This window comes from Pseudomonas sp. XP2, from assembly GCF_053557975.1.
The window spans coordinates 17786-37030 of record NZ_JBNRIK010000014.1; the positions used below are offsets into that span (position 1 = coordinate 17786).

A 19245-nucleotide genomic window follows, 5' to 3' on the forward strand; every position below is an offset into this window, starting at 1 on the left:
CCGCAGAATTGCCGGGGCCGCTGTGCGGCCCTTTCGCGACACAAGGCCGCTCCCACAGGGTGGGTGCATGATCGCGGGAATGTGTTGCACTAGTAGCCTGTCATCTCCAGATACCCGCGCCCACCCGCACTCCCGCTCAACCGCACCGGTCCTTCCCAGTAAGGGAACCGCGTATCCATCCAGGCCCGTGGTTCCACCGCCTCGACCTGCACATCCACCCCCTGCGCCGGCACCTGCACCCGCCAGTGCGTCGGTACCTGCTTGCCATTCTTCTGCTCGGCCCAGGCCAAGGCCTGCAACTGAACCTGCGCGCCCAGCAGCGCGACCACTTCACCGTGCGGGCCAACCCACGTGCCGGCGCGGTAGGCATCGCCCTCAGCCTGACGCACCTGGAACACCATCAGCCTGGCACCATTGTCCAGGTGCAGGGAAAACCAGTCCCACCCCGTTTGCCCGGCCGCCAGCGGCTGGCTGCTCCACTCCCGGTCGAGCCAGGCCTGGCCGGTGACCGCGATGCACATGCCTTCACGTTCCACTTCCCCGCGCACCCGGTAAAACGGCTGGCTGTAATAGTACGAGGCCTGCCCCTTGCCGGATTTCTCGCTGTAACCCTGATCGCCATGCAGCACCAGGGGCCGATCACTGCGCAAACGCAAGTCGTAGCGAAAGCCTTCGCCACCGGCAACCATGTGCAGGCTTTCGATACCCCCCCTGCCCTGCAATGACCAATCATTGATCCACGCCCGGAACGGCTGGGCCTGCACACCAGCCTGGCCGATACCGCCACGCGCCAGGGTTTCGCCAGACTGGTGACCACCCGGCCCGGTCAGGGCCGCGTGCCCCATCCACAGGTTGGGGCTGTTCCAGTCGGTGGTTTCAGGGCCGGGGCGCAGGGCCGAGCGGAACAGGGTCCACTGGGCGCCCCAGTCACGCCCCTGGGCGTCCTTGAGGTTGGCGGTGACGTACCACCATTCGATGCGAAAGCCATCGTGTGCGCCATGGTCACGCGGGAATTCCAGGCGATGCGCGCGGACCACCTGGCTGAAACCGTCCGCCTGCTGCCCCAGCCCGGCATAGCTTTGTGGCGCCGGCGGGTCACAAGCGCATAGCAGGCCGCATAGCAACAGCAAGGTGTTACGCTTCATCGGCAAACGGCCTCAACAATTCACGGGGCTGGCGGCGCGCCAGTTGCCACAGCGGCCAGGCGCTGGCCAACAGGCTGGTGAACAAACCCAGCGCGGCCAGTTGCAGCAACTGCACGGGGAAAACGTAAAGCGGCAGGCGCCAGCCGAACGCCTGCACGTTGACCACCGCCACCAGGCCCCAGGCCAGCAACACCCCCAACGGGATTGCCAGCAGTACCGTGAAACTGCTCAGCATCAGGGTCTGCCCCAAGCTCAGCCACACCAGTTGCCTGCGCTGCACACCCAGTGCCCACAGGGGGGCCAGCTGGCTCAGCCGCGTCTGGCCCAACGTCAGCAAGTTGATGAACAGCGCCACGCCGGCCACGCCAAGCGTGAGGCTGTTGAGCGCGGCGGTGGCGGCGAAGGTGCGGTTGAACACTTCGGTGGACCAGCGTTTCAGGCTTGCCTGCTCCACCACGCGGCTGTCGTCCAAGGCGAAGTGCTGCTGCAACGCTGCCTTGATGACGGGCAATTGTTCAGCGGGCAGATCAACGCTCAACCCGGTCAGCGTTGCCTGCGGCCATTGCCTGCGCAACCAGCTGGCATTGACCAGTACGTGCCCCTTGGGGTTACCGTAATCGGCATAGATCCCCACCACCGTCATGGCCTCTGAAGGCAGCGCCAGGCGATCGCCCAGTTGCAGCTTCAGGCGCCTGGCCAGCTGTTCGCTGAGCATCACCGCATGCCCGCCGGCCAACGTTTCCCAGGCGTGAGGCTGCTGCTGCAGCAACGGCCAACGCTTGAGGTAGACCGGGTGATCGACGATGCCCTGAAGCTGCACTGGCCAGCCCTGCAACTGCGTTTCTACACGCCAGCCGGGCAGCACCACACTGGCTGCCGATTGCTGCCCTAGCCATTGCGCAATTTCCAGACCTTGGGCGGTATCCCGAGGGCTGACGTACAGGTCGGCAGACAGGCGCAGGTCCAGCCAGCCGACAAAAGTCTTGCGAAAGCCTTCGGTCATGCTGCCCACGCCGACACTGGCAGCCAACGCGAGCAACAGTGCCATCAACGCCAAACTCAGTGCCGGCAGTTGCTGGCGGCTATCGGCGACGAACCATTGCGCCAAAGGTCGCCGGCAATACGGCGTCAGCAAGGCCAGAGCCCGGTCGAGCAAGGCCGGCAACAACAGCGCCGCCGCCAGCAACAACCCAGCCAGCATGGCAAACGCGCTGGCCAGGCGGTTACCCAGCAGGCCGCAGCCCAAGGCCAGCAGCAACAGAACGCACGCTATGCAAGCCTGGCGCCTCAACCATGGCCCCTGCGCCAGCCGCCAGGCCTGAGGCTGCGCCAACGCCAGTAATGGCAACCGGGCAGCACGCAACACGCTGCCCAGCCCTGCCAGCAATGCCCCCAGCACGCTCACAAGCACCCCCACCAGCCACCACCACGCGGGCAGGCTCAGGGAACCGGCAACCTGGGCGCCGTACAGGCCGCGCAAACTGGCTGCCACATCGGGCAATAACCACGCCGCCAGCACATACCCGCTGGCCACGCCGGCCAGCCCGCCCAGGACGGCGAACAGTCCCAGCTCCAGCATCAAGGCGCACAGCAGGGTGTTCAAGCTGACGCCACAGGCGCGCAGATTGCGGATCAATCCACGCCGCTGTTCTAGCGCCAGACCGATTGCGGCATGGGCGATAAACAGGCCTACGACGAACGCCAGCAGGCCGAGAGCAGTCAGGTTGAGGTGAAAGCTCTCAGTCAGCCGCTGCAACCCGCCGTCGTCCTGTTGCGGTTGCAGTTCGAGGTAAACCGCAATATCAGCAGGCAGCGGCCCTGGCTTGCCGGCCACCAGCAATCGCGACAACTGCCCAGGCGCGTGCAGCAACCGCTGGGCATGGCCGATATCGACCACGATCACGCCGGGCGCCAATGCAGGCTGCAGGACCATGGGTGGCAACAGTTGCCCTTCGCTGTCGCGCACCGCTTCCCCACGCTCTGCGCCCAGTTGCCGCAAGGTGTCTGGCCCGGCCCACGCTTGCCCGGGCGTGCCGATGAACGCCTGCACATCGAATGCTTGCGGCTGCACACCGGCAATGCTGCTGGCTGGCGGCAGGCTCAAAGGGTCGATGCCCAGCAGGCGCACGCTGCGCGCGGGCTCCCCAGGCAAACGCAAGCGCCCTTCCAGCACGGGCATTACTGGCCAACCCTGCTTGCGCAATTGCACGTAAAGCCCTTGGTCGAAGCGCTCCCCGTTGCGCGGCACTAGCTGCGCCTGCAGCGGCCCGGCCAGCACGGCACTGGCCCGGGCGTAATCGCTGCGTGCCTGGCTGTTCAGCGCCTGCACGCCCGTCCACAGCGCCGTGGCCAGCCACAGCCCGGTGAAGATGCTGAAAAACTGCACACGATGGCGCCGCCAATGGCTGAACAACGCCAACAGGGCCAGCGACAAAAGCCTCATCACCCCAACTCTGGCTGAACGCGGCCGGCCTGCAGCTGGCAACGCCGCTGCAAGCGTGCCGCCAGCCGGGAGCTGTGGGTCACCATCAACACACCGCTGCCGGCCTCGGCGACCAGTTCCAGCAACAGGCTCAGCACCTCATCGCTGCTGGCTTCGTCAAGGCTGCCGGTGGGTTCGTCAGCCAAAAGCCAGGCCGGGCGCCCAGCCAGCGCGCGGCCGATGGCGACCCGTTGCTGCTGGCCACCGGACAACTGCTCTGGGTAGCGCGCCAGCAAACCTGCCAAGCCCAACTGCTCTGCCAGGTAAGCCACCCATTGTGGGTCATGCCTGCCCGCCAGCCTGGCTTGAAAGGCCAGGTTCGCCGCCACGTCCAGGCTGCTGATCAGGTTGTATTGCTGGAACACCAGCCCAATCCCCTGCCGTCTCCACTGCGCCAGGGACGCCTCCGAACGGCCGTCGAGCGGGACGTCATCGATCAGGATACGGCCGCTGTCGGCACGGTCCAGGCCGGCAATCAGGTGCAGCAACGTGCTCTTGCCGCTGCCAGACTCGCCCATCAGCGCCAGGCTGCTGCCGCGTGCCAGGCGCAGGTCCACACCCTGCAGAACGGGGAGCGGGCCTTGGGGGGTGAGGAATGATTTGTGGAGCTGTTCGATGGCGAGCATCGACGGGCCTTTATGGTATGCGTCTGCTAAGTAATAGCAGGTCCGACCCGCAGAGGTGTACAGTCATCCCGTCGCAGTTATGTTTTCTCCCCTCCATGATTCATCCTGGGCCGGCGTAGCGCCTACAGCAGATGCAGCACTACCGCGCCTAGCAAAACGAAACTCACGCCCAACAACTGCCCTGCTGTTAAACGCTCTTTAGAGAACATATAGCCAAGCATAGCCGCCACCCCACCAGAAAGCGTACTAATCACCGTTACAACGGCAATCGAACCCTCAAGCACCCCAAATGAAAACGCTGCGAAACCACCCAGATTGAAAAGACTGGCACCGCTCAAGTTGCCACAATCTTTCAAGGTCAAATTGTTACCCCCTTGAAAATCACGATAGATAAGCAACAGAAACAGAGCGCCCACGCAGTAGTTCAACCAGAGCATGTTGATTGGGCCTACAGCGGGCAGCGCATATTTACCTTGAACCCAGAAACTGAAGCCGTAAAAACCAGCTGCCAGCAGCGCAAAAACTATTGCCTGCCCCTCGCGTCGGTTTAAGCGAGACGCGGGATTGCTGTGCCCCAAGCCCACAGCCATCACACCAAAGGCGCAGATGGCGATCCCAATAAACTGATAGGCAGTCAAGCGTTCCCCTCCTGCCCAAGCCAAGATCGTTGTGACGATACCGTAGGACGTCACCAGTGGCGCAACAATTGCGGTGCGGCCCTCAGTTAACGCTTTGGCCAGTGAGAGAGCGCCTAGTAGCGTCAACACCGCCGCGACAAGACAGAGGATCATGGATTCTACACTGACTGCGACAATCGAATTGAGGCTGCTTGATTGCAAAGCAAAAACACTCAGAACTACCAGCCCCAATAGTTGACTGTAGAGCACTGAACGCTTGATACCGAGCGACCTGCCATTTACGCTTACCAAATAATCTGTAGCGCCCCAACATATGGCTGCCACCAAGCCCATTAGCACATCCACTTCAACACCCCTTTGTTGTATTTAGCGAGCCTCACTTCGCTTACACCTATCATGTTTGCAAGCATTTCATTCAATAAGCCGCTTGCTGCCCCTGTCAATGGCGTGTGTGCAACTTTGCGTGACGAGAGTCATCACGTAGGAATCATCTGATCTTAAGTAGATCCTTTCGCCTACAAGATATCGGATAATTCTTAGGTCACTTCTATCATCTACATAACTCGCAACCAAATGACACGGGGGTCGCCCGTGTTAGCGGGCAAGCCTGCTCCTCCAGAGGGTGCGTCAGCCCTTGGCTCTTGGCCAAGGCACACGTCCACCTGCCTTCAAGACCTGCCGCTGAAACCGCCCCATCTGCTACCGAGAGTGCCCTCAGGGATTGGCATTAATGGATCCACTGATCGTTCGATAACCGCACATGACCAGCGAAAGATACGCATAATGTGTTGACCTGCTTCTCATACCAGAGCTCTAATGGATCCATTAAATAAAAACAAAACCCTGGAGAGCCTTCCATGTACCCCAAAAACACCTGGTACGTCGCCTGCACCCCCGACGAGATAGCCACCAAGCCCCTGGGTCGACAGATCTGCGGCGAAAAGATCGTGTTCTACCGCGCCAAGGAGAACCAAGTGGCCGCTGTCGAGGACTTCTGCCCCCACCGCGGCGCACCGTTGTCGCTGGGCTATGTCGAGGACGGCAACCTGGTGTGCGGCTATCACGGCCTGGTCATGGGCTGCGACGGCAAGACTGTGTCGATGCCGGGCCAGCGGGTGCGTGGCTTCCCTTGCAACAAGACCTTTGCGGCCGTCGAGCGCTACGGCTTTATCTGGGTCTGGCCCGGCGACCAGGCGCAGGCCGACCCGGCGCTGATCCCGCATCTGGAATGGGCGGTGAATGATGAGTGGGCTTACGGCGGCGGGCTGTTCCACATCGGTTGCGACTACCGGCTGATGATCGACAATCTGATGGACCTCACCCACGAAACCTATGTGCATGCCTCCAGCATCGGCCAGAAGGAAATCGACGAGGCCCCGCCAGTCACCACCGTCACAGGAGACGAGGTGGTCACCGCCCGGCATATGGAAAACATCATGGCCCCGCCCTTCTGGCGCATGGCCCTGCGTGGCAACGGCCTGGCCGACGATGTGCCGGTGGATCGCTGGCAGATCTGCCGCTTCACCCCGCCCAGCCATGTGCTGATCGAAGTGGGCGTAGCCCATGCCGGCAAGGGTGGCTACCACGCCGAAGCGCAGCACAAGGCGTCGAGCATCGTGGTCGATTTCATCACCCCGGAAACCGATACCTCAATCTGGTACTTCTGGGGCATGGCGCGCAACTTCGCCGCGCACGACCAGGCCCTGACCGACAACATTCGTGAGGGCCAGGGCAAGATTTTCAGCGAAGACCTGGAGATGCTCGAGCGCCAGCAACAGAACCTGCTGGCCCACCCCGAGCGCAACCTGCTGAAGCTGAACATCGATGCTGGCGGCGTGCAGTCGCGCAAGGTGCTGGAGCGGATTATCGCCAAAGAACGTGCGCCGCAGCCGCAACTGATCGCCACCAGCGCCACCCCTGCCTGAGGAAGCCGACATGATCGATGCCGTAGTGGTATCCCGTAACGATGAAGCGCAGGGTATCTGCAGTTTCGAGTTGGCGGCGGCGGATGGCAGCCTGCTGCCGGCGTTCAGCGCCGGCGCGCATATCGACGTGCATTTGCCTGATGGGCTCGTGCGCCAGTATTCGCTGTGCAACCACCCCGAAGAACGCCACCGTTATCTGATTGGCGTCCTCAACGACCCGGCTTCGCGGGGCGGCTCACGCAGCTTGCATGAGCAGGTGCAGGCCGGCGCCCGGCTGCGCATCAGCGCGCCGCGCAACCTGTTCCCGCTGGCCGAGGGTGCGCGGCGCAGCCTTTTGTTTGCCGGTGGCATCGGCATTACCCCGATCCTGTGCATGGCCGAGCAGTTGTCCCACAGCGGCCACCCGTTCGAGCTGCACTACTGCGCCCGCTCCAGCGAGCGTGCGGCCTTTGTCGAGCGCATTCGCAACGCGCCATTCGCTGATCGCCTGGTCGTGCACTTTGACGAGCAACCGGAAACCGCACTGGATATCGCTCAGGTGCTGGGCAACCCGCAAGACGATGTGCACCTGTATGTATGCGGGCCCGGCGGGTTCATGCAGCATGTGCTGGCCAGCGCCAAGGGGCTGGGCTGGCAAGAGGCCAGCCTGCACCGCGAGTACTTTGCCGCAGCGCCCGTGGATGCCAGCAACGACGGTAGTTTTTCGGTGCAGGTGAGCAGCACGGGGCAAGTGTTCGAGGTGCCAGCCGACCAGACCGTGGTGCAGGTGCTGGAACGCAACGGTATCGAGATCGCCATGTCATGCGAGCAGGGTATTTGCGGCACCTGCCTGACGCGGGTGCTGCAAGGCACGCCGGACCATCGCGACATGTTCCTCACCGAAGAGGAGCAGGCGCTGAACGATCAGTTCACGCCCTGCTGCTCGCGCTCGAAGTCGCCGCTGCTGGTGCTGGATATCTGAACCAGTTTTACGACAAGGGCAGGATGACTTTCATGCTCGCGTCCGCCGTTGCGCCGCCAAAGGTCTCGGCGTAGCGCAAAGTGGCATTGGCGTGCTCGCGCATGATCGCTTCGGCGCGGGCACCCTGACGGTTGGTCAGGGCGTCGAACACCGCGTGGTGCTGCATATGGGCGAAGTTGAAGCGCCGGTACTCGCGGGCCAGGTCATGGCGGTCCACGGCCAGTGCGGTGACCGAGGCGAACGGCAGGTGGTCGTTGCGTGCCAGGGCATCGGCGATGGCCGGGTTGTGGCTGGCTTCGATGATCACCTGGTGAAAGCGCATGTTCAGGTCGTGATAGGCCTGCAGGTCCTCTTCGGTGACGAAGCCCTTGTCGAACAACTGATCGCCCTCGACCAGGCACTGTTGCAGCGCCGCGCGCGCTTGCGCCGACAAGCCACGCTCTGCAGCCTGGCGAGCGGCCAACCCCTCCAGCACGCCGCGGACCTCCACCGCACCTGCGATGTCATCGGCGCTGACCGAGCGCACCTGAAAACCCCGGCCGCCAAAACGCACCAGCAGGCCTTCCTGCTCGAGGGTACGAAACGCCATGCGCACCGGCATGCGGGAGACGCCGAACAGTTCGGCAGTGGGGACTTCCATCAAGCGCTCGCCGGCCGCCAGCTCGCCCGAGGCGATCATCTTGCGCAGCGCAACCAGCACCATTTGACCGGGTTTGCTCATCCAGGCTACTTCCAGGGACATGAGCGGGCATCTTAGCGCAAGCCGAGGGGATGCTGCAGGCCTGTTCGGAGCGCACCACACAAAGCTCGAGACAGGTGTGTGCATGTGGGTTCACCCGCGAAGCAGGCAACGCGGTACCTGGCACCGGCTTTGCCGGTGTTCGCGGGACAAGCCCGCTCCCACAGATACCGCGCTAGATTCCGGATATTGAGCAACACAATGGCCCCCACAGTTTTCGCGCCAGCTTTCAGGTGTGGTGCAAGACAGTTGCCCCCACAGGTACTGCATAAGCCTGAACCCTGCGCGATACAAGGAGCGTGCTCACTGGGCATATTGCCGCTTAAAGCGTCAGCGGGTAGCTGACGATCAGTCGCGTCTGGTCGAAATCGCTGTTGAAGCTGCGCCGGTTGGTGGCGTTGTTCAGGCGGATGTTGAGGTTCTTCAGCGCTCCGCTCTGGAACGTGTAGTTCACCTCGGTATCACGCTCCCACTCCTTGCCATTGCTGCCCGCCGCCGTGGTGGCATTTTCGCCATGCCCGTAACGCACCATGGCCAACAGTCCCGGCACACCCAGCGCGGCAAAGTTGTAGTCGTAGCGCACTTGCCACGAGCGCTCGTCGGCGTTACTGAAGTTGCCGTTGAACATGTCGTTACCCAAGGTGCGGCCGCTGCTGCCGTACACCGACATCCACTGGCTGTCGCCACTGACTTTCTGCAACCCCAGGTACAGCGTGTGGCCACTGTGCGAAGCTGACAGCAGAGCGTAACCAGTGCGGCTCTTGATATCGCCAATGCGCGCCTGGCCGTCATCCCGGTCGATGAAGTAACCCAGGTTGGCCCCCAGCGTCCACTCGCCCACTCGCTGGCTATGCAGCAGGTTGAAGTAGCTTTGCTGGTAGATATCCTCCAGCTGCGAATGCCAGGCGCCAATCAGCGTACGCTGCTGGTTGAAGCGGTATTCTGTGCCGGCGTAGTTGAAGCCGTCCGAGGTAACCCCGGGCGCGGCCCAGGCAGAAAGGTCCTGCATATCGGACGAGTTGCGCAGGCTGACCTCGCGGTACTGGCCGGCTTGCAGGCTCAGGCCTTCGATTTCCCGCGAGTCGAGCATGGCGCCACGGAAGGTCTGCGGCAGCAGGCGGCCATCGTCGTAGCGCAGCAGCGGAATATCCGGCAGCAACTCACCCACCTTCAGCTCGGTCGATGAAATACGCAGCTTGGCCGCCAGCCCGGCGCGGCCATACTCGTCGGCCGCACGCCCGTCATCGTGCACTGGCAGCAGTTCGGAGCCGCTGGTACCGCGGCCACTGTCCAGCTTCATGCCGAACATCGCGATGCCGTCCAGGCCAACACCGATCAGCCCCGGGGTGTAGCCAGAGCTGAACTTGAAGATGAAGCCCTGGGCCCATTCTTCGACTTTGCTCTTGGCCGCTCCTGGGTCGCGGAAATCGCGGTTGAAGTAGTAGTTGCGCAGTGTCAGCCCGGCCTTGGCATCTTCAAAAAAGCCCCCCTCCTCGGCCCAAGCCGGCATACCCAGGCCAAGTGCCAGCGAAACCACCGAGGCCGAACGGGCCAGAGTGCAGGTTGTGTGCATCATTATTATTGTTCTCCGCTTTCAATAGGCGCAGCCGAACGCCCCAGGCCAACTTGGCCCAGGGCAGCACGCTGCATTCAGGTACCCGGCCAGGCCGGGTTGCGCTCAGTGGCTCAGTGCATCTGCCGGCTGCGCAGGCGCCGGCTTGGTCATTGGGCGCAGCAACAGCAGGCAACCCGCGGCAAGCACGAATACGCTGGCAAACACCCCGTACAGGTGCAGTGGCTGCCAGCCGCCATCGAGCAACACGCCGGCCACGGTCGGCGACAAGATGGCGCCCATGCGGCCGATGCCGATGCCCCAACCCACGTCGGTAGCGCGCACCGAGGCGTCATAGACCACCGGCGACAGGGCATACAGGCCGGCTACGCAGCCATTGGAGAACAGCCCGATCAGCAGCCCCAAGGCCAAGGCTGCACTGACCGACGCGCCATTGACCACAAATAGCACCAGCAACGCCGCCGTGATCAGCATGAACAGCGCCAGCACGCGGGTGAGTGGCCAGCGCGACGCCAGGCCACCGATCAGCGCCGCGCCGAGGATGCCGCCGACACTCAACAGCACCCCGCCGGTGATGCCCTGCTGTGCCGACAGGCCGGCGGCGACCAGCAGTTTCGGCGTCCAGCTCATGACGAAGTAGAACCCGAACATGACCAGGAAGAACAGTAACCAGATCACCAGCGTGGTGCGGCGCATGGCCGGCGCCAGCAGTTGCCGGAAGCCGCGGGCGGCGCCCGGCTCCCTTGCTACGGGTGTTGGCAGGTGTGCCAGCGCCGGCTGGCCAAGGCGCATGGCCAGGCGGTTGACCCGTGCCAGCGCATTGGCCGGTCGACGCGCCAGCAGAAAATCCAGCGACTCCGGCAGCCACAACAGCACCAGCGGGATTACCAGCACGGTGACAATGCCGCCAAACAAAAACACCGAGCGCCAACCCCAATGCCCCAGCAGCCATACCGCCAGCAAACCGCCCAGCGTCGCGCCCAGGGCGTAGCCGGTTGACTGCAGGCTCACCGCCAGGCCGCGCCAGCGTTTGCTGGCGTACTCACTGGCAATCACATTGCTGCTGGCCAGGATGCCGCCAATGCCCAGCCCGGTCAGGCCACGCAGCAGCGCCAGTTGCAACGGGCTCTGGCTCATTGCCGAGAGCAACATGCCAATACCGGAAAGCGCCAGGCACAGCAGGATCAGCGGGCGGCGGCCAAAGCGGTCGGCCCAAGGCGCGATGAACAACGAACCGGCCGCCATGCCGAACAGGCCGGCACTGAGCAGCAGCCCCACCTGCGCCCCGTTAAGGCCCCATTCGGCGGACACCGAGGCAGCGGTGAAGGCCATCACCAGGACGTCGAAGCCATCGATCATGTTGAGGACGATACAAATACCGATGGCCAGGTACTGAAAGCGGCCCATCGGGTCGTTGTCCAGCCGTTGCTTGAGATCGGCATTCATAGGGTCACCTGCCGGCCTGGGTTGGCCACAAGTGAGAGGACAGATGTGCAGACGCAGGCGAAGCGGTAGGAACCATGACGGTTCCGTGGCCGTGAGAAGCCATTCATGACTTGGACCCTTTTTGTAATTGTTATCGCATACGGCAGGAGGGCTCCTGCCGCTGTCAGGCGCTCAATCAACCAGATAATGGATCCACAAACAATGAGCAAGGCTTAGTCCCCCCAGTTAAACCGTTCATGAAAAAGATAAAATCATCAAACAAAATTTTGTTTATCTATATTAATCAGGTATTTACAGATTTAATGCTGGATAAAAATTTTGTTCGTTTATCGAACGCTACAATTTTGTGGATCCATAAAAGAAGCCCAAATCCATGCCTGAGCGCTCAAGAGGCAGCAGCGATGAACAAATCTTCATGTTCCCCGCCAGCGCCCTGATTCCGGGGTGGGCAGACATTAACCGCCCACCGTCAGTCGCCACTCGCCTTGAGGGCGCGGTGGGTGTTGCGTAGCATCCCCGGCCCGATCGCGCGCCCGTACAGCCACCGCGATACCTGCAGACAAGAGCTACTGATGCCACAACCCATCCCCCTCAAGGACCACGAAAAGGAAAAGCACCTGGTCAATCGCCGGCTCCTGGCCTGCGCCATCCTGGTCTTCAGCCTGGTCGCCGTGCTGGTGGGGCGGCTGTATGTCTTGCAGGTGCTGCAGCACGACCAGCAGACCGCCGTGTCGGAAAACAACCGTGTGCACGTGCTGCCCATCGCCCCCGAACGCGGGCTGATCTACGACCGCAACGGCGTGGTGCTGGCCGACAACAAACCCAGCTTCGACCTGACCATGACCCGCGAGCGGGCCGGCGGCGACTCGGCCAAGGTGCTCGACACCCTCACCCAGGTGCTAGGCCTGACCGAAGACGACCGCAAGCAGTTCGACAAAGACCTGCGCCGTGGCCGCAAGCCGTTCGAACCGGTAACCCTGATGGTGGGCCTGAGCGAAGAGCAGATCGCCCTGGTGGCGGTGAACCAGTTCCGCCTGCCGGGCCTGGAAGTAGAGCCACAGTTCATCCGCGAATACCCCTTGGCCGAACATTTCGCCCACTCGGTGGGTTATGTGGGGCGCATCAACGAGAAAGAGGCCAAGGTTCTCGACAGCACCGAGTACCGTGGCACCCAGTCAATCGGCAAGACCGGTATCGAACACTTCTACGAAAGCCAGCTGCACGGGCATGTGGGCTACGAGGAGGTCGAGACCAACGCCCAGGGCCGGGTGATGCGCGTGCTCAACCACAAGGCCCCGACCCCGGGACAAGACATCGTCCTGACCCTGGACGCCCACTTGCAGGTGGCCGCAGAAAAGGCCTTGGGCGACCGCCGTGGCTCGGTGGTGGTACTGGACCCGGCCAATGGCGACGTGCTGGCAATGGTCAGCAACCCCAGCTTCGACCCCAACCTGTTCGTCAAGGGCATCAGCTTCAAGCAGTACGCCGAACTGCGCGATTCCATCGACCGACCGCTGTTCAACCGTGTGCTGCGCGGCCTATATGCCCCAGGCTCGACGGTGAAACCGGAAGTGGCCATCGCCGGCCTCGACAGCGGCGTGATCACCCCAGGCAGCCGGGTGTTCGACCCGGGCTATTACGAGCTGCCCAACTATGACCACAAGTACCGCAACTGGAACCGCAGCGGCGACGGCTGGGTGGACATGTACACCGCCATCATGCGGTCCAACGACACCTATTTCTACGACCTGGCGCACAAGCTGGGCATCGACCGCCTGCATGACTACATGGCCGAATTCGGCCTGGGCCAGAAGGTGTCGCTGGACATGTTCGAAGAGGCCTCCGGGCTGATGCCGTCGGCCCAGTGGAAGCGTGCCACCCGGCGCCAGGCCTGGTTCCCGGGCGAAACGCTGATTCTTGGCATTGGTCAAGGTTACATGCAGGTCACCCCGCTGCAGCTGGCCCAGGCCACCAGCCTGCTGGCGAGCAAGGGCGTGTGGCATCGCCCGCACCTGGCCATGACCGTGGGTGGCGATGCGCCGGTGGACCCCAACCCGATGCCCAACATCGTGCTGCACGACAAGCATGCCTGGGATCAGGTCAGCCAGGGCATGCAGATGGTCATGCACGACCCGCGCGGTATTGCCCGCGCCGCTGCGGCGGGCGCGCAATACCGGATCGCCGGCAAGAGTGGTACCGCGCAGGTGGTGGCGATCAAGCAGGGTGAGCGTTACAACCGCAACAAGACCCTGGAGCGCCACCGCGACAACGCCCTGTTTGTCGGCTTTGCACCGGCCGACCACCCGAGTGTGGTGGTGGCGGTGATGATCGAGAACGGTGAGGCTGGGGGCCGGGTGGCGGGGCCGGTGGTGCGCGAGGTGATGGATGCTTACCTGCTGGATGAGCAAGGGCACCTGAAGCCTGAGTATGCGGGCGGTGCAAGTGGCCGTAACGTGCCACACATCTGAGAATTCGGGGCTGCTTCGCGCCCAATGGCTGCGGTGCGGTGCTGGGCTCGGGGAACCTGCCTGGGAGGAAATCGGCCATGGGCCTACTAGCCTCTTCGCGGGCACGCCCGCGCCCACAAGTACTGCACAGATCCTGAGGCCTGTGAGATCCCTGTGGGAGCGGGCGTGCCCGCGAAGAGGCCAGCAAGACAAACACTCAACCCCAGGGCAAATCCTCTTGTCATTGTGATTGGATCATTCGCCCAGGTAGGCCTTCTTCACCTGGTCGTCATGCAACAAGGTCTTGGCACAGCCTTCCAGGCTGATACGGCCGCCATCGATCACGTAGGCGCGCTGACAGGTCTGCAGCGCCAGGCGGGCGTTCTGCTCCACCAGCAGTAGCGTTACCCCGCCCTTGACCACTTCGACGATGGTTTCGAAAATCTTCTGCACGATGATCGGCGCCAACCCCATGGAGGGCTCGTCCAGCAACAATAGCTTGGGCCGCCCCATCAGTGCCCGTGAAATGGCCAGCATCTGCTGCTCGCCACCCGACATGGTGCCGGCCAGCTGAAAGGCACGTTCTTTCAAACGCGGAAAGATACCGTACATGCGTTCGATGTCAGCACCGATGGCGTCCTTGCCGTCGCGCCGACTGAAGGCCCCCATCTCGAGGTTTTCGTGCACCGTCAGCTTGGGGAAAATGCCCCGCCCTTCCGGCACCAGCGCCAGCCCCTCGCGGATCAGGTCATGGCCCTTGATCGCCGCGTGCGCCTTGCCATCGAAGGTGATGCTGCCGGCGCTGGGCTTCAGCAAGCCGGCCAAGGTTTTCAGGGTGGTGGTCTTGCCGGCGCCATTGGCGCCGATCAGCGCCACCATCTCACCCTCGCCCACCGTCAGGTCGATGCCCTTGATGGCCTGGATAGCCCCGTAGCTGACCTTCAGGTCACTCACTTGCAGGATGTTTTTCATGCCACTGCCTCTGCACCCAGGTAGGCCTCGATCACGCGTGGATCCTTGCGCACGTCGGCCGGCAGGCCGTCGGCGATCTTGCGGCCGAATTCCAGTACGGTGATGTGGTCGCAAAGGCCCATCACCAGCTTCACGTCGTGCTCGATCAACAACACTGTCTTGCCATCCGCCTTCATCTTGCACATCAGCTGGCGCAAGCCTTCGGTTTCCGAAGCGTTCATCCCCGCCGCCGGTTCGTCGAGCGCAATCAGCTTTGGCTCGGTGGCCAGCGCCCGAGCGATTTCCAGGCGGCGCTGGTCGCCGTAGGACAGGCTCTTGGCCAGTTCACCGGCCAAGTGGCCGATGCCGACGTAGTTCAGCCAGTAACGCGCGGCCTGGCGGATTTCCCGCTCTTCACGCACACAGGCCGGGGTACGCAGAATTGCGCCGAACACACCACTGCGGGTGCGTACGTGGCGGCCGATCATCACGTTTTCCAGGGCGGTCATGTTGTGGAACAGGCGGATGTTCTGGAAGGTGCGGGAGATGCCTGCCTCCACCACCTTGTGCGGTTTGCTGATGCGCAGTGGCTTGCCGTCGAACATCACCCTGCCCTGCTCGGCCCGATACAGCCCAGTGAGCACGTTGAACAGCGTGGTCTTGCCGGCGCCATTGGGGCCCAGCAGGCCGCGGATCTCGCCGCGACGGATGCTCAGGTCAATGCCATGCAGGGCCTGCAGGCCACCGAAGAACTTGCTCACCTGATGCAGCTCGAGAAGGAAATCGCTCATGCCTTGTCCGCCTGTTTGATCGGGAGTTCGAAGGAGGCTTCGCTGGCCGGTCCATTGATTGCAGTGCTGAGCACCGCAGGCGCCGGCTCGGCTTCAGGGTCGTCATCGTGCAGTTCGGCACGGCGGCGACTGGACGGCCAGAGTCCTTCGGGGCGAAAACGCATCACCAGGATCAGCGCCAGGCCGAATACCAGCATGCGCAGGGTTGAGGCATCCAGCACGTTGCGCAGGATATCGCGACTGATGAAGGTGACGTTGTCCATCACCCACGGCTGGACCCAGTTGACCAGGTCGCGGAACAGTTCGGGCATCACCGACAGGATCAGCGCCCCCAGCACCACGCCCCGGATCGAGCCCATGCCGCCGAGCACCACCATGGCCAGGACCATGATCGACTCCATCAGGGTGAACGATTCGGGGCTGACGAAACCCTGGTAGCTGGAGAACAGCACACCGGACACCCCGCCAAAGGTCGCCCCCATGGCAAAGGCCAGCAGCTTGAGGTTGCGCTTGTTCAGGCCCATGGCCTCGGCCGCCACTTCGTCTTCGCGCAGGGCCATCCAGGCGCGGCCGATACGCGACACTTCCAGGCGCTTGGACAGCACGATGCAGAGGATGACGACGAACAGGAAGAACAGGTAGTAGCTGATCACCGGCGACACGGGCAGGCCGAACAGGCTCCAGCTTTGCTGCAGCGACAGCACCGGCGTTGCCCCGGCACCTGGCGCGTGCGCCCATGCCCCGAAGTCGACGTGCAGCGGGGCAATGTTGCTGATGCCCTGGGGACCGTTGGTGAGGTTCACCGGCTGGTCCAGGTTGTTCATGAAGATGCGAATGATCTCGCCGAAGCCCAGGGTGACGATGGCCAGGTAATCGCCGCGCAACTTGAGTACCGGCGCACCGATCAGCACCCCGCAAATGGCCGCAGCCACGGCAGCCAACGGGATGATCACCCACACCGGCCAGTCCAGCACAGCCTCAAGCAGGCCGGCCATTTGCAGGTGGGGCGAAGCCAGCAGTGCATACAGGTAGGCACCAATGGCGTAGAAGCCGATGTAGCCCATGTCGAGCAGGCCGGCATAACCGATGACAATGTTCAGTCCCAACGCCAGCAGCACGTAGAGCATGGCAAAGCCAAGAATGCGCACCCAGGTAGCGCCCAGCATGGGAATGGCCTCGACCAGGAACGGCAAGGCGATGAAGCCGAGAATCAACAACAGGTACTGGGTCTTGAGGTTTTTCATGACTGCCTCCTCACGCCCGGTCAGCCTGGCGTTCGCCAAGCAGCCCATTGGGCCGGAACAGCAACACCAGGATCAGCACCGCAAAGGCGAAGATGTCCTGGTAGTTGGCCCCCAGGAAGCCGCCCGTCAACTGCCCGGTGTAGCCTGCCGCCAGCGATTCGATCAGCCCCAGCAACAGGCCACCGGCCATGGCCCCGAACAGGTTGCCGATACCACCAAGCACCGCTGCGGAGAATGCTTTCAGGCCCAGCAGCAGGCCCATGTAGGCATCGGCCTGGCCGTAGTTGATGGCGCGCATTACCCCGGCGATGGCACCCAGGCTGGCGCCAATCAGGAAGGTGGCGCTGATCACCCGATTGATGTTGATGCCCATCAGCCCGGCCACTTCCTGATTCTGCGCGGTGGCGCGCATGGCTTTGCCCAGGCGAGTCTTGTCCACCAATAGCCACAAGCCAAGCATGATCACCACGGCAACCAGCATGATCGAGAGCTGCACGTTGGTGACAGTGGCGCCGAACACGTCCACGGGCCGCGTCTCTACCACTTCAGGGAAGGTCTTGTAGCCGCGCCCCCAGATCATCATCGCCAGGTTCTGCAAGGCGATGGAGATGCCGATGGCAAGGATCAGCGGGGTCAGCCGCGGGGCTTTGCGCAAGGGCCGATAGGCGTACTTTTCCATGCCTTGGGCCAGCAGCATGCACACCACCGCAGCAGCCATGATTGCCAGCAGCAACGTGATGACGCCAGGGGCAAAGCCGGCGCCAGCGAGCATTGTCAGTACCGAAATGGTGACCATGGCGCCGATCATCACCACCTCGCCGTGGGCGAAGTTGATCAGGCCGATGATGCCGTAGACCATGGTGTAGCCCAAGGCTACCAGGGCATAGATGCTGCCCAGCACCAGGCCGTTAAGGACCTGTTGCAACAAGATATCGAAATTACCGTCCACGCGCTGAATCCTCGAAACTGCGTTGTCGTCGGCGCGCGGCGGCTCAGCGCCACACGCCGACTGGCCTGGCAGGTGGGAAAAGTCTTCTTGTTATGTCGCAGGCGTGCGCCCGCTTGTTATGGGGTGAAACTCAATCGCGCTCGACCGACAAGGTTTTCCAGCCACCTTCGGCGAACTGGAACACGGTGGCAGCCGGGTTCTTCAGGTTGCCCTTGTCATCGAAGGCGATGGTGCCGGTGACGCCGTCATAGCTCTGGCTCTTGAGCACTGGCAGATACACTTTGGGGTCGTCGGAGCCGGCCTTGACCATGGCGTTGATCGCGGCCCAGGTGGCGTCATACGCAGCGGGCGACGACTGCACCACACCCACGCCGAACTTGTCCTTGAGCTTCTGTTCGAAGGCTGCCCCTTTGGGCATGTCCAGCAGCGGCGTGCCATAGTTCCAGGCATAGGTACCTTCGGCGGCGCTGCCAGCCATCTGCTTGAACGAGTCATTGGGCAGGTTGCCGATGTTCATGAAGCGCGCCTTCAGGCCCAGGTTTTTCATCTGCTTGGCCATGGGTGCGGCCTGGTAGTCGAGTGCCGCGAAGAACACCGCGTCGGCCTTTTGCGCCTTGGCAGTGGTGAGGATGGCGTTGAAATCGGTGGACTTGTCGTTGGTGTACTCACGCACCACCACATTGCCGCCAGCCGCCTTGACCGCCCTGGTCACCTCGTCGGCCAGGCCTTGGCCATAGGCGGTGCGGTCATCGAAGATGGCGATGCGCTGGGCCTTGAGCTGGCTGACCAGGTAGTTGCCGGCGTAGCGGCCCAGGGTGGCGTCGTCGTTGACCGTGCGAAACACCGAAGGGATGCCCTGCTGGGTCAAGGTGGGGTTGGTGGCCGAGGGCGAGATCTGCGGGATGCCGGCGGCGGCGTAGATCTTCGAAGCCGGGATGCTGGTGCCGGAGTTGTAGTGGCCGATCACCACCGCCACTTTCGAGTCCACCAGGCGTTGCGCCACCGCCGTGCCCGTGCGTGGGTCGGCGACATCGTCCTCGGAGACCAGTTTGAACTGGGCCACCTTGTCACCGATTTTCAGTTGCTGCTGGTTGGCCTCTTCTACGGCAATCTGAATGCCATGCTCGACGTCCTGTCCCTGGTGCGCCGAAGGGCCGGTCAGGGGGCCGGCGAAGCCGATCCTGACAACTTCACTGTCTGCTGCGTTTGCCGTCCCCATGGCCATCAGCAATGTTACCGCGGTCGCGAGGGCTGTACGCCCTCCCTTGTTGTTATTCATGCTCAGCTCCCAGTAGTGATTGGACGAACCTCGACATCGCTTACCGCAT

General features: G+C 62.8%; 15 protein-coding genes. 3 read left to right on the top strand and 12 right to left on the bottom strand.

Annotation, left to right across the window (positions count from 1 at the left end):
• Positions 1-89: 89 nt before the first annotated feature.
• From ACK1VC_RS16180 to ACK1VC_RS16195, 4 genes are all read right to left on the bottom strand, one after another.
• Positions 90-1145: a lipocalin-like domain-containing protein gene (locus tag ACK1VC_RS16180; protein WP_102689024.1), complete on the bottom strand. Its 1056-nt coding sequence runs from the start codon at positions 1143-1145 to the stop codon at positions 90-92.
• Positions 1135-3588 (bottom strand): ABC transporter permease, encoded by a 2454-nt coding sequence (locus tag ACK1VC_RS16185; protein WP_102689025.1) that lies wholly within the window; start codon positions 3586-3588, stop codon positions 1135-1137. The genes ACK1VC_RS16180 and ACK1VC_RS16185 overlap by 11 nt, the downstream gene beginning before the upstream one ends.
• A complete protein-coding gene (locus ACK1VC_RS16190; protein WP_191086702.1) occupies positions 3588-4253 on the bottom strand; it encodes an ABC transporter ATP-binding protein in 666 nt (221 codons plus the stop codon). The genes ACK1VC_RS16185 and ACK1VC_RS16190 overlap by 1 nt, the downstream gene beginning before the upstream one ends.
• A 122-nt stretch (positions 4254-4375) precedes the next feature.
• Positions 4376-5236: a DMT family transporter gene (locus ACK1VC_RS16195; protein ID WP_191086703.1), complete on the bottom strand. Its 861-nt coding sequence runs from the start codon at positions 5234-5236 to the stop codon at positions 4376-4378.
• A gap of 512 nt (positions 5237-5748) precedes the next feature.
• Here ACK1VC_RS16195 and ACK1VC_RS16200 point away from each other — a divergent pair.
• Together ACK1VC_RS16200 and ACK1VC_RS16205 are read left to right on the top strand one after the other, a co-directional pair.
• Positions 5749-6816: an aromatic ring-hydroxylating oxygenase subunit alpha gene (locus tag ACK1VC_RS16200; protein WP_016487581.1), complete on the top strand. Its 1068-nt coding sequence runs from the start codon at positions 5749-5751 to the stop codon at positions 6814-6816.
• A gap of 10 nt (positions 6817-6826) precedes the next feature.
• A complete protein-coding gene (locus ACK1VC_RS16205) occupies positions 6827-7777 on the top strand; it encodes a PDR/VanB family oxidoreductase (protein WP_191086704.1) in 951 nt (316 codons plus the stop codon).
• Positions 7778-7784: 7 nt separating this feature from the next.
• On the opposite strand, the gene ACK1VC_RS16210 is transcribed toward ACK1VC_RS16205, so the two are convergent.
• The 3 genes from ACK1VC_RS16210 to ACK1VC_RS16220 form a co-directional block, all read right to left on the bottom strand.
• Entirely contained in the window at positions 7785-8498 is a 714-nt protein-coding gene (locus ACK1VC_RS16210) for a GntR family transcriptional regulator (RefSeq protein ID WP_016487583.1), read from the bottom strand.
• Positions 8499-8838: 340 nt separating this feature from the next.
• On the bottom strand, positions 8839-10092 hold the full coding sequence (locus ACK1VC_RS16215; protein ID WP_191086705.1) for an OprD family porin: 1254 nt from the start codon (positions 10090-10092) through the stop codon (positions 8839-8841).
• A gap of 102 nt (positions 10093-10194) precedes the next feature.
• On the bottom strand, positions 10195-11535 hold the full coding sequence (locus ACK1VC_RS16220; RefSeq protein WP_449117989.1) for an MFS transporter: 1341 nt from the start codon (positions 11533-11535) through the stop codon (positions 10195-10197).
• A 572-nt stretch (positions 11536-12107) separates the two neighbouring features.
• On the opposite strand from ACK1VC_RS16220, the gene mrdA reads away from it, so the two are divergent.
• Positions 12108-14003 (top strand): penicillin-binding protein 2, encoded by a 1896-nt coding sequence (gene mrdA / locus ACK1VC_RS16225; RefSeq protein ID WP_016487586.1) that lies wholly within the window; start codon positions 12108-12110, stop codon positions 14001-14003.
• Positions 14004-14237: 234 nt separating this feature from the next.
• Here mrdA and ACK1VC_RS16230 read toward each other — a convergent pair whose 3' ends face one another.
• The 5 genes from ACK1VC_RS16230 to ACK1VC_RS16250 form a co-directional block, all read right to left on the bottom strand.
• Positions 14238-14954 carry an ABC transporter ATP-binding protein gene (locus tag ACK1VC_RS16230; protein ID WP_016487587.1) on the bottom strand — a complete coding sequence of 239 codons (717 nt, stop codon included), beginning with the start codon at positions 14952-14954 and terminating at the stop codon, positions 14238-14240.
• Entirely contained in the window at positions 14951-15724 is a 774-nt protein-coding gene (locus ACK1VC_RS16235) for an ABC transporter ATP-binding protein (protein WP_016487588.1), read from the bottom strand. Before ACK1VC_RS16235 ends, ACK1VC_RS16230 begins: the two co-directional genes overlap by 4 nt.
• Positions 15721-16968 carry an ABC transporter permease subunit gene (locus tag ACK1VC_RS16240; protein WP_023047821.1) on the bottom strand — a complete coding sequence of 416 codons (1248 nt, stop codon included), beginning with the start codon at positions 16966-16968 and terminating at the stop codon, positions 15721-15723. Before ACK1VC_RS16240 ends, ACK1VC_RS16235 begins: the two co-directional genes overlap by 4 nt.
• Positions 16969-16978: 10 nt before the next feature.
• Positions 16979-17917: a branched-chain amino acid ABC transporter permease gene (locus ACK1VC_RS16245; protein ID WP_016487590.1), complete on the bottom strand. Its 939-nt coding sequence runs from the start codon at positions 17915-17917 to the stop codon at positions 16979-16981.
• Positions 17918-18047: 130 nt separating this feature from the next.
• Positions 18048-19196: a branched-chain amino acid ABC transporter substrate-binding protein gene (locus tag ACK1VC_RS16250; RefSeq protein ID WP_024717576.1), complete on the bottom strand. Its 1149-nt coding sequence runs from the start codon at positions 19194-19196 to the stop codon at positions 18048-18050.
• Positions 19197-19245: the final 49 nt, after the last annotated feature.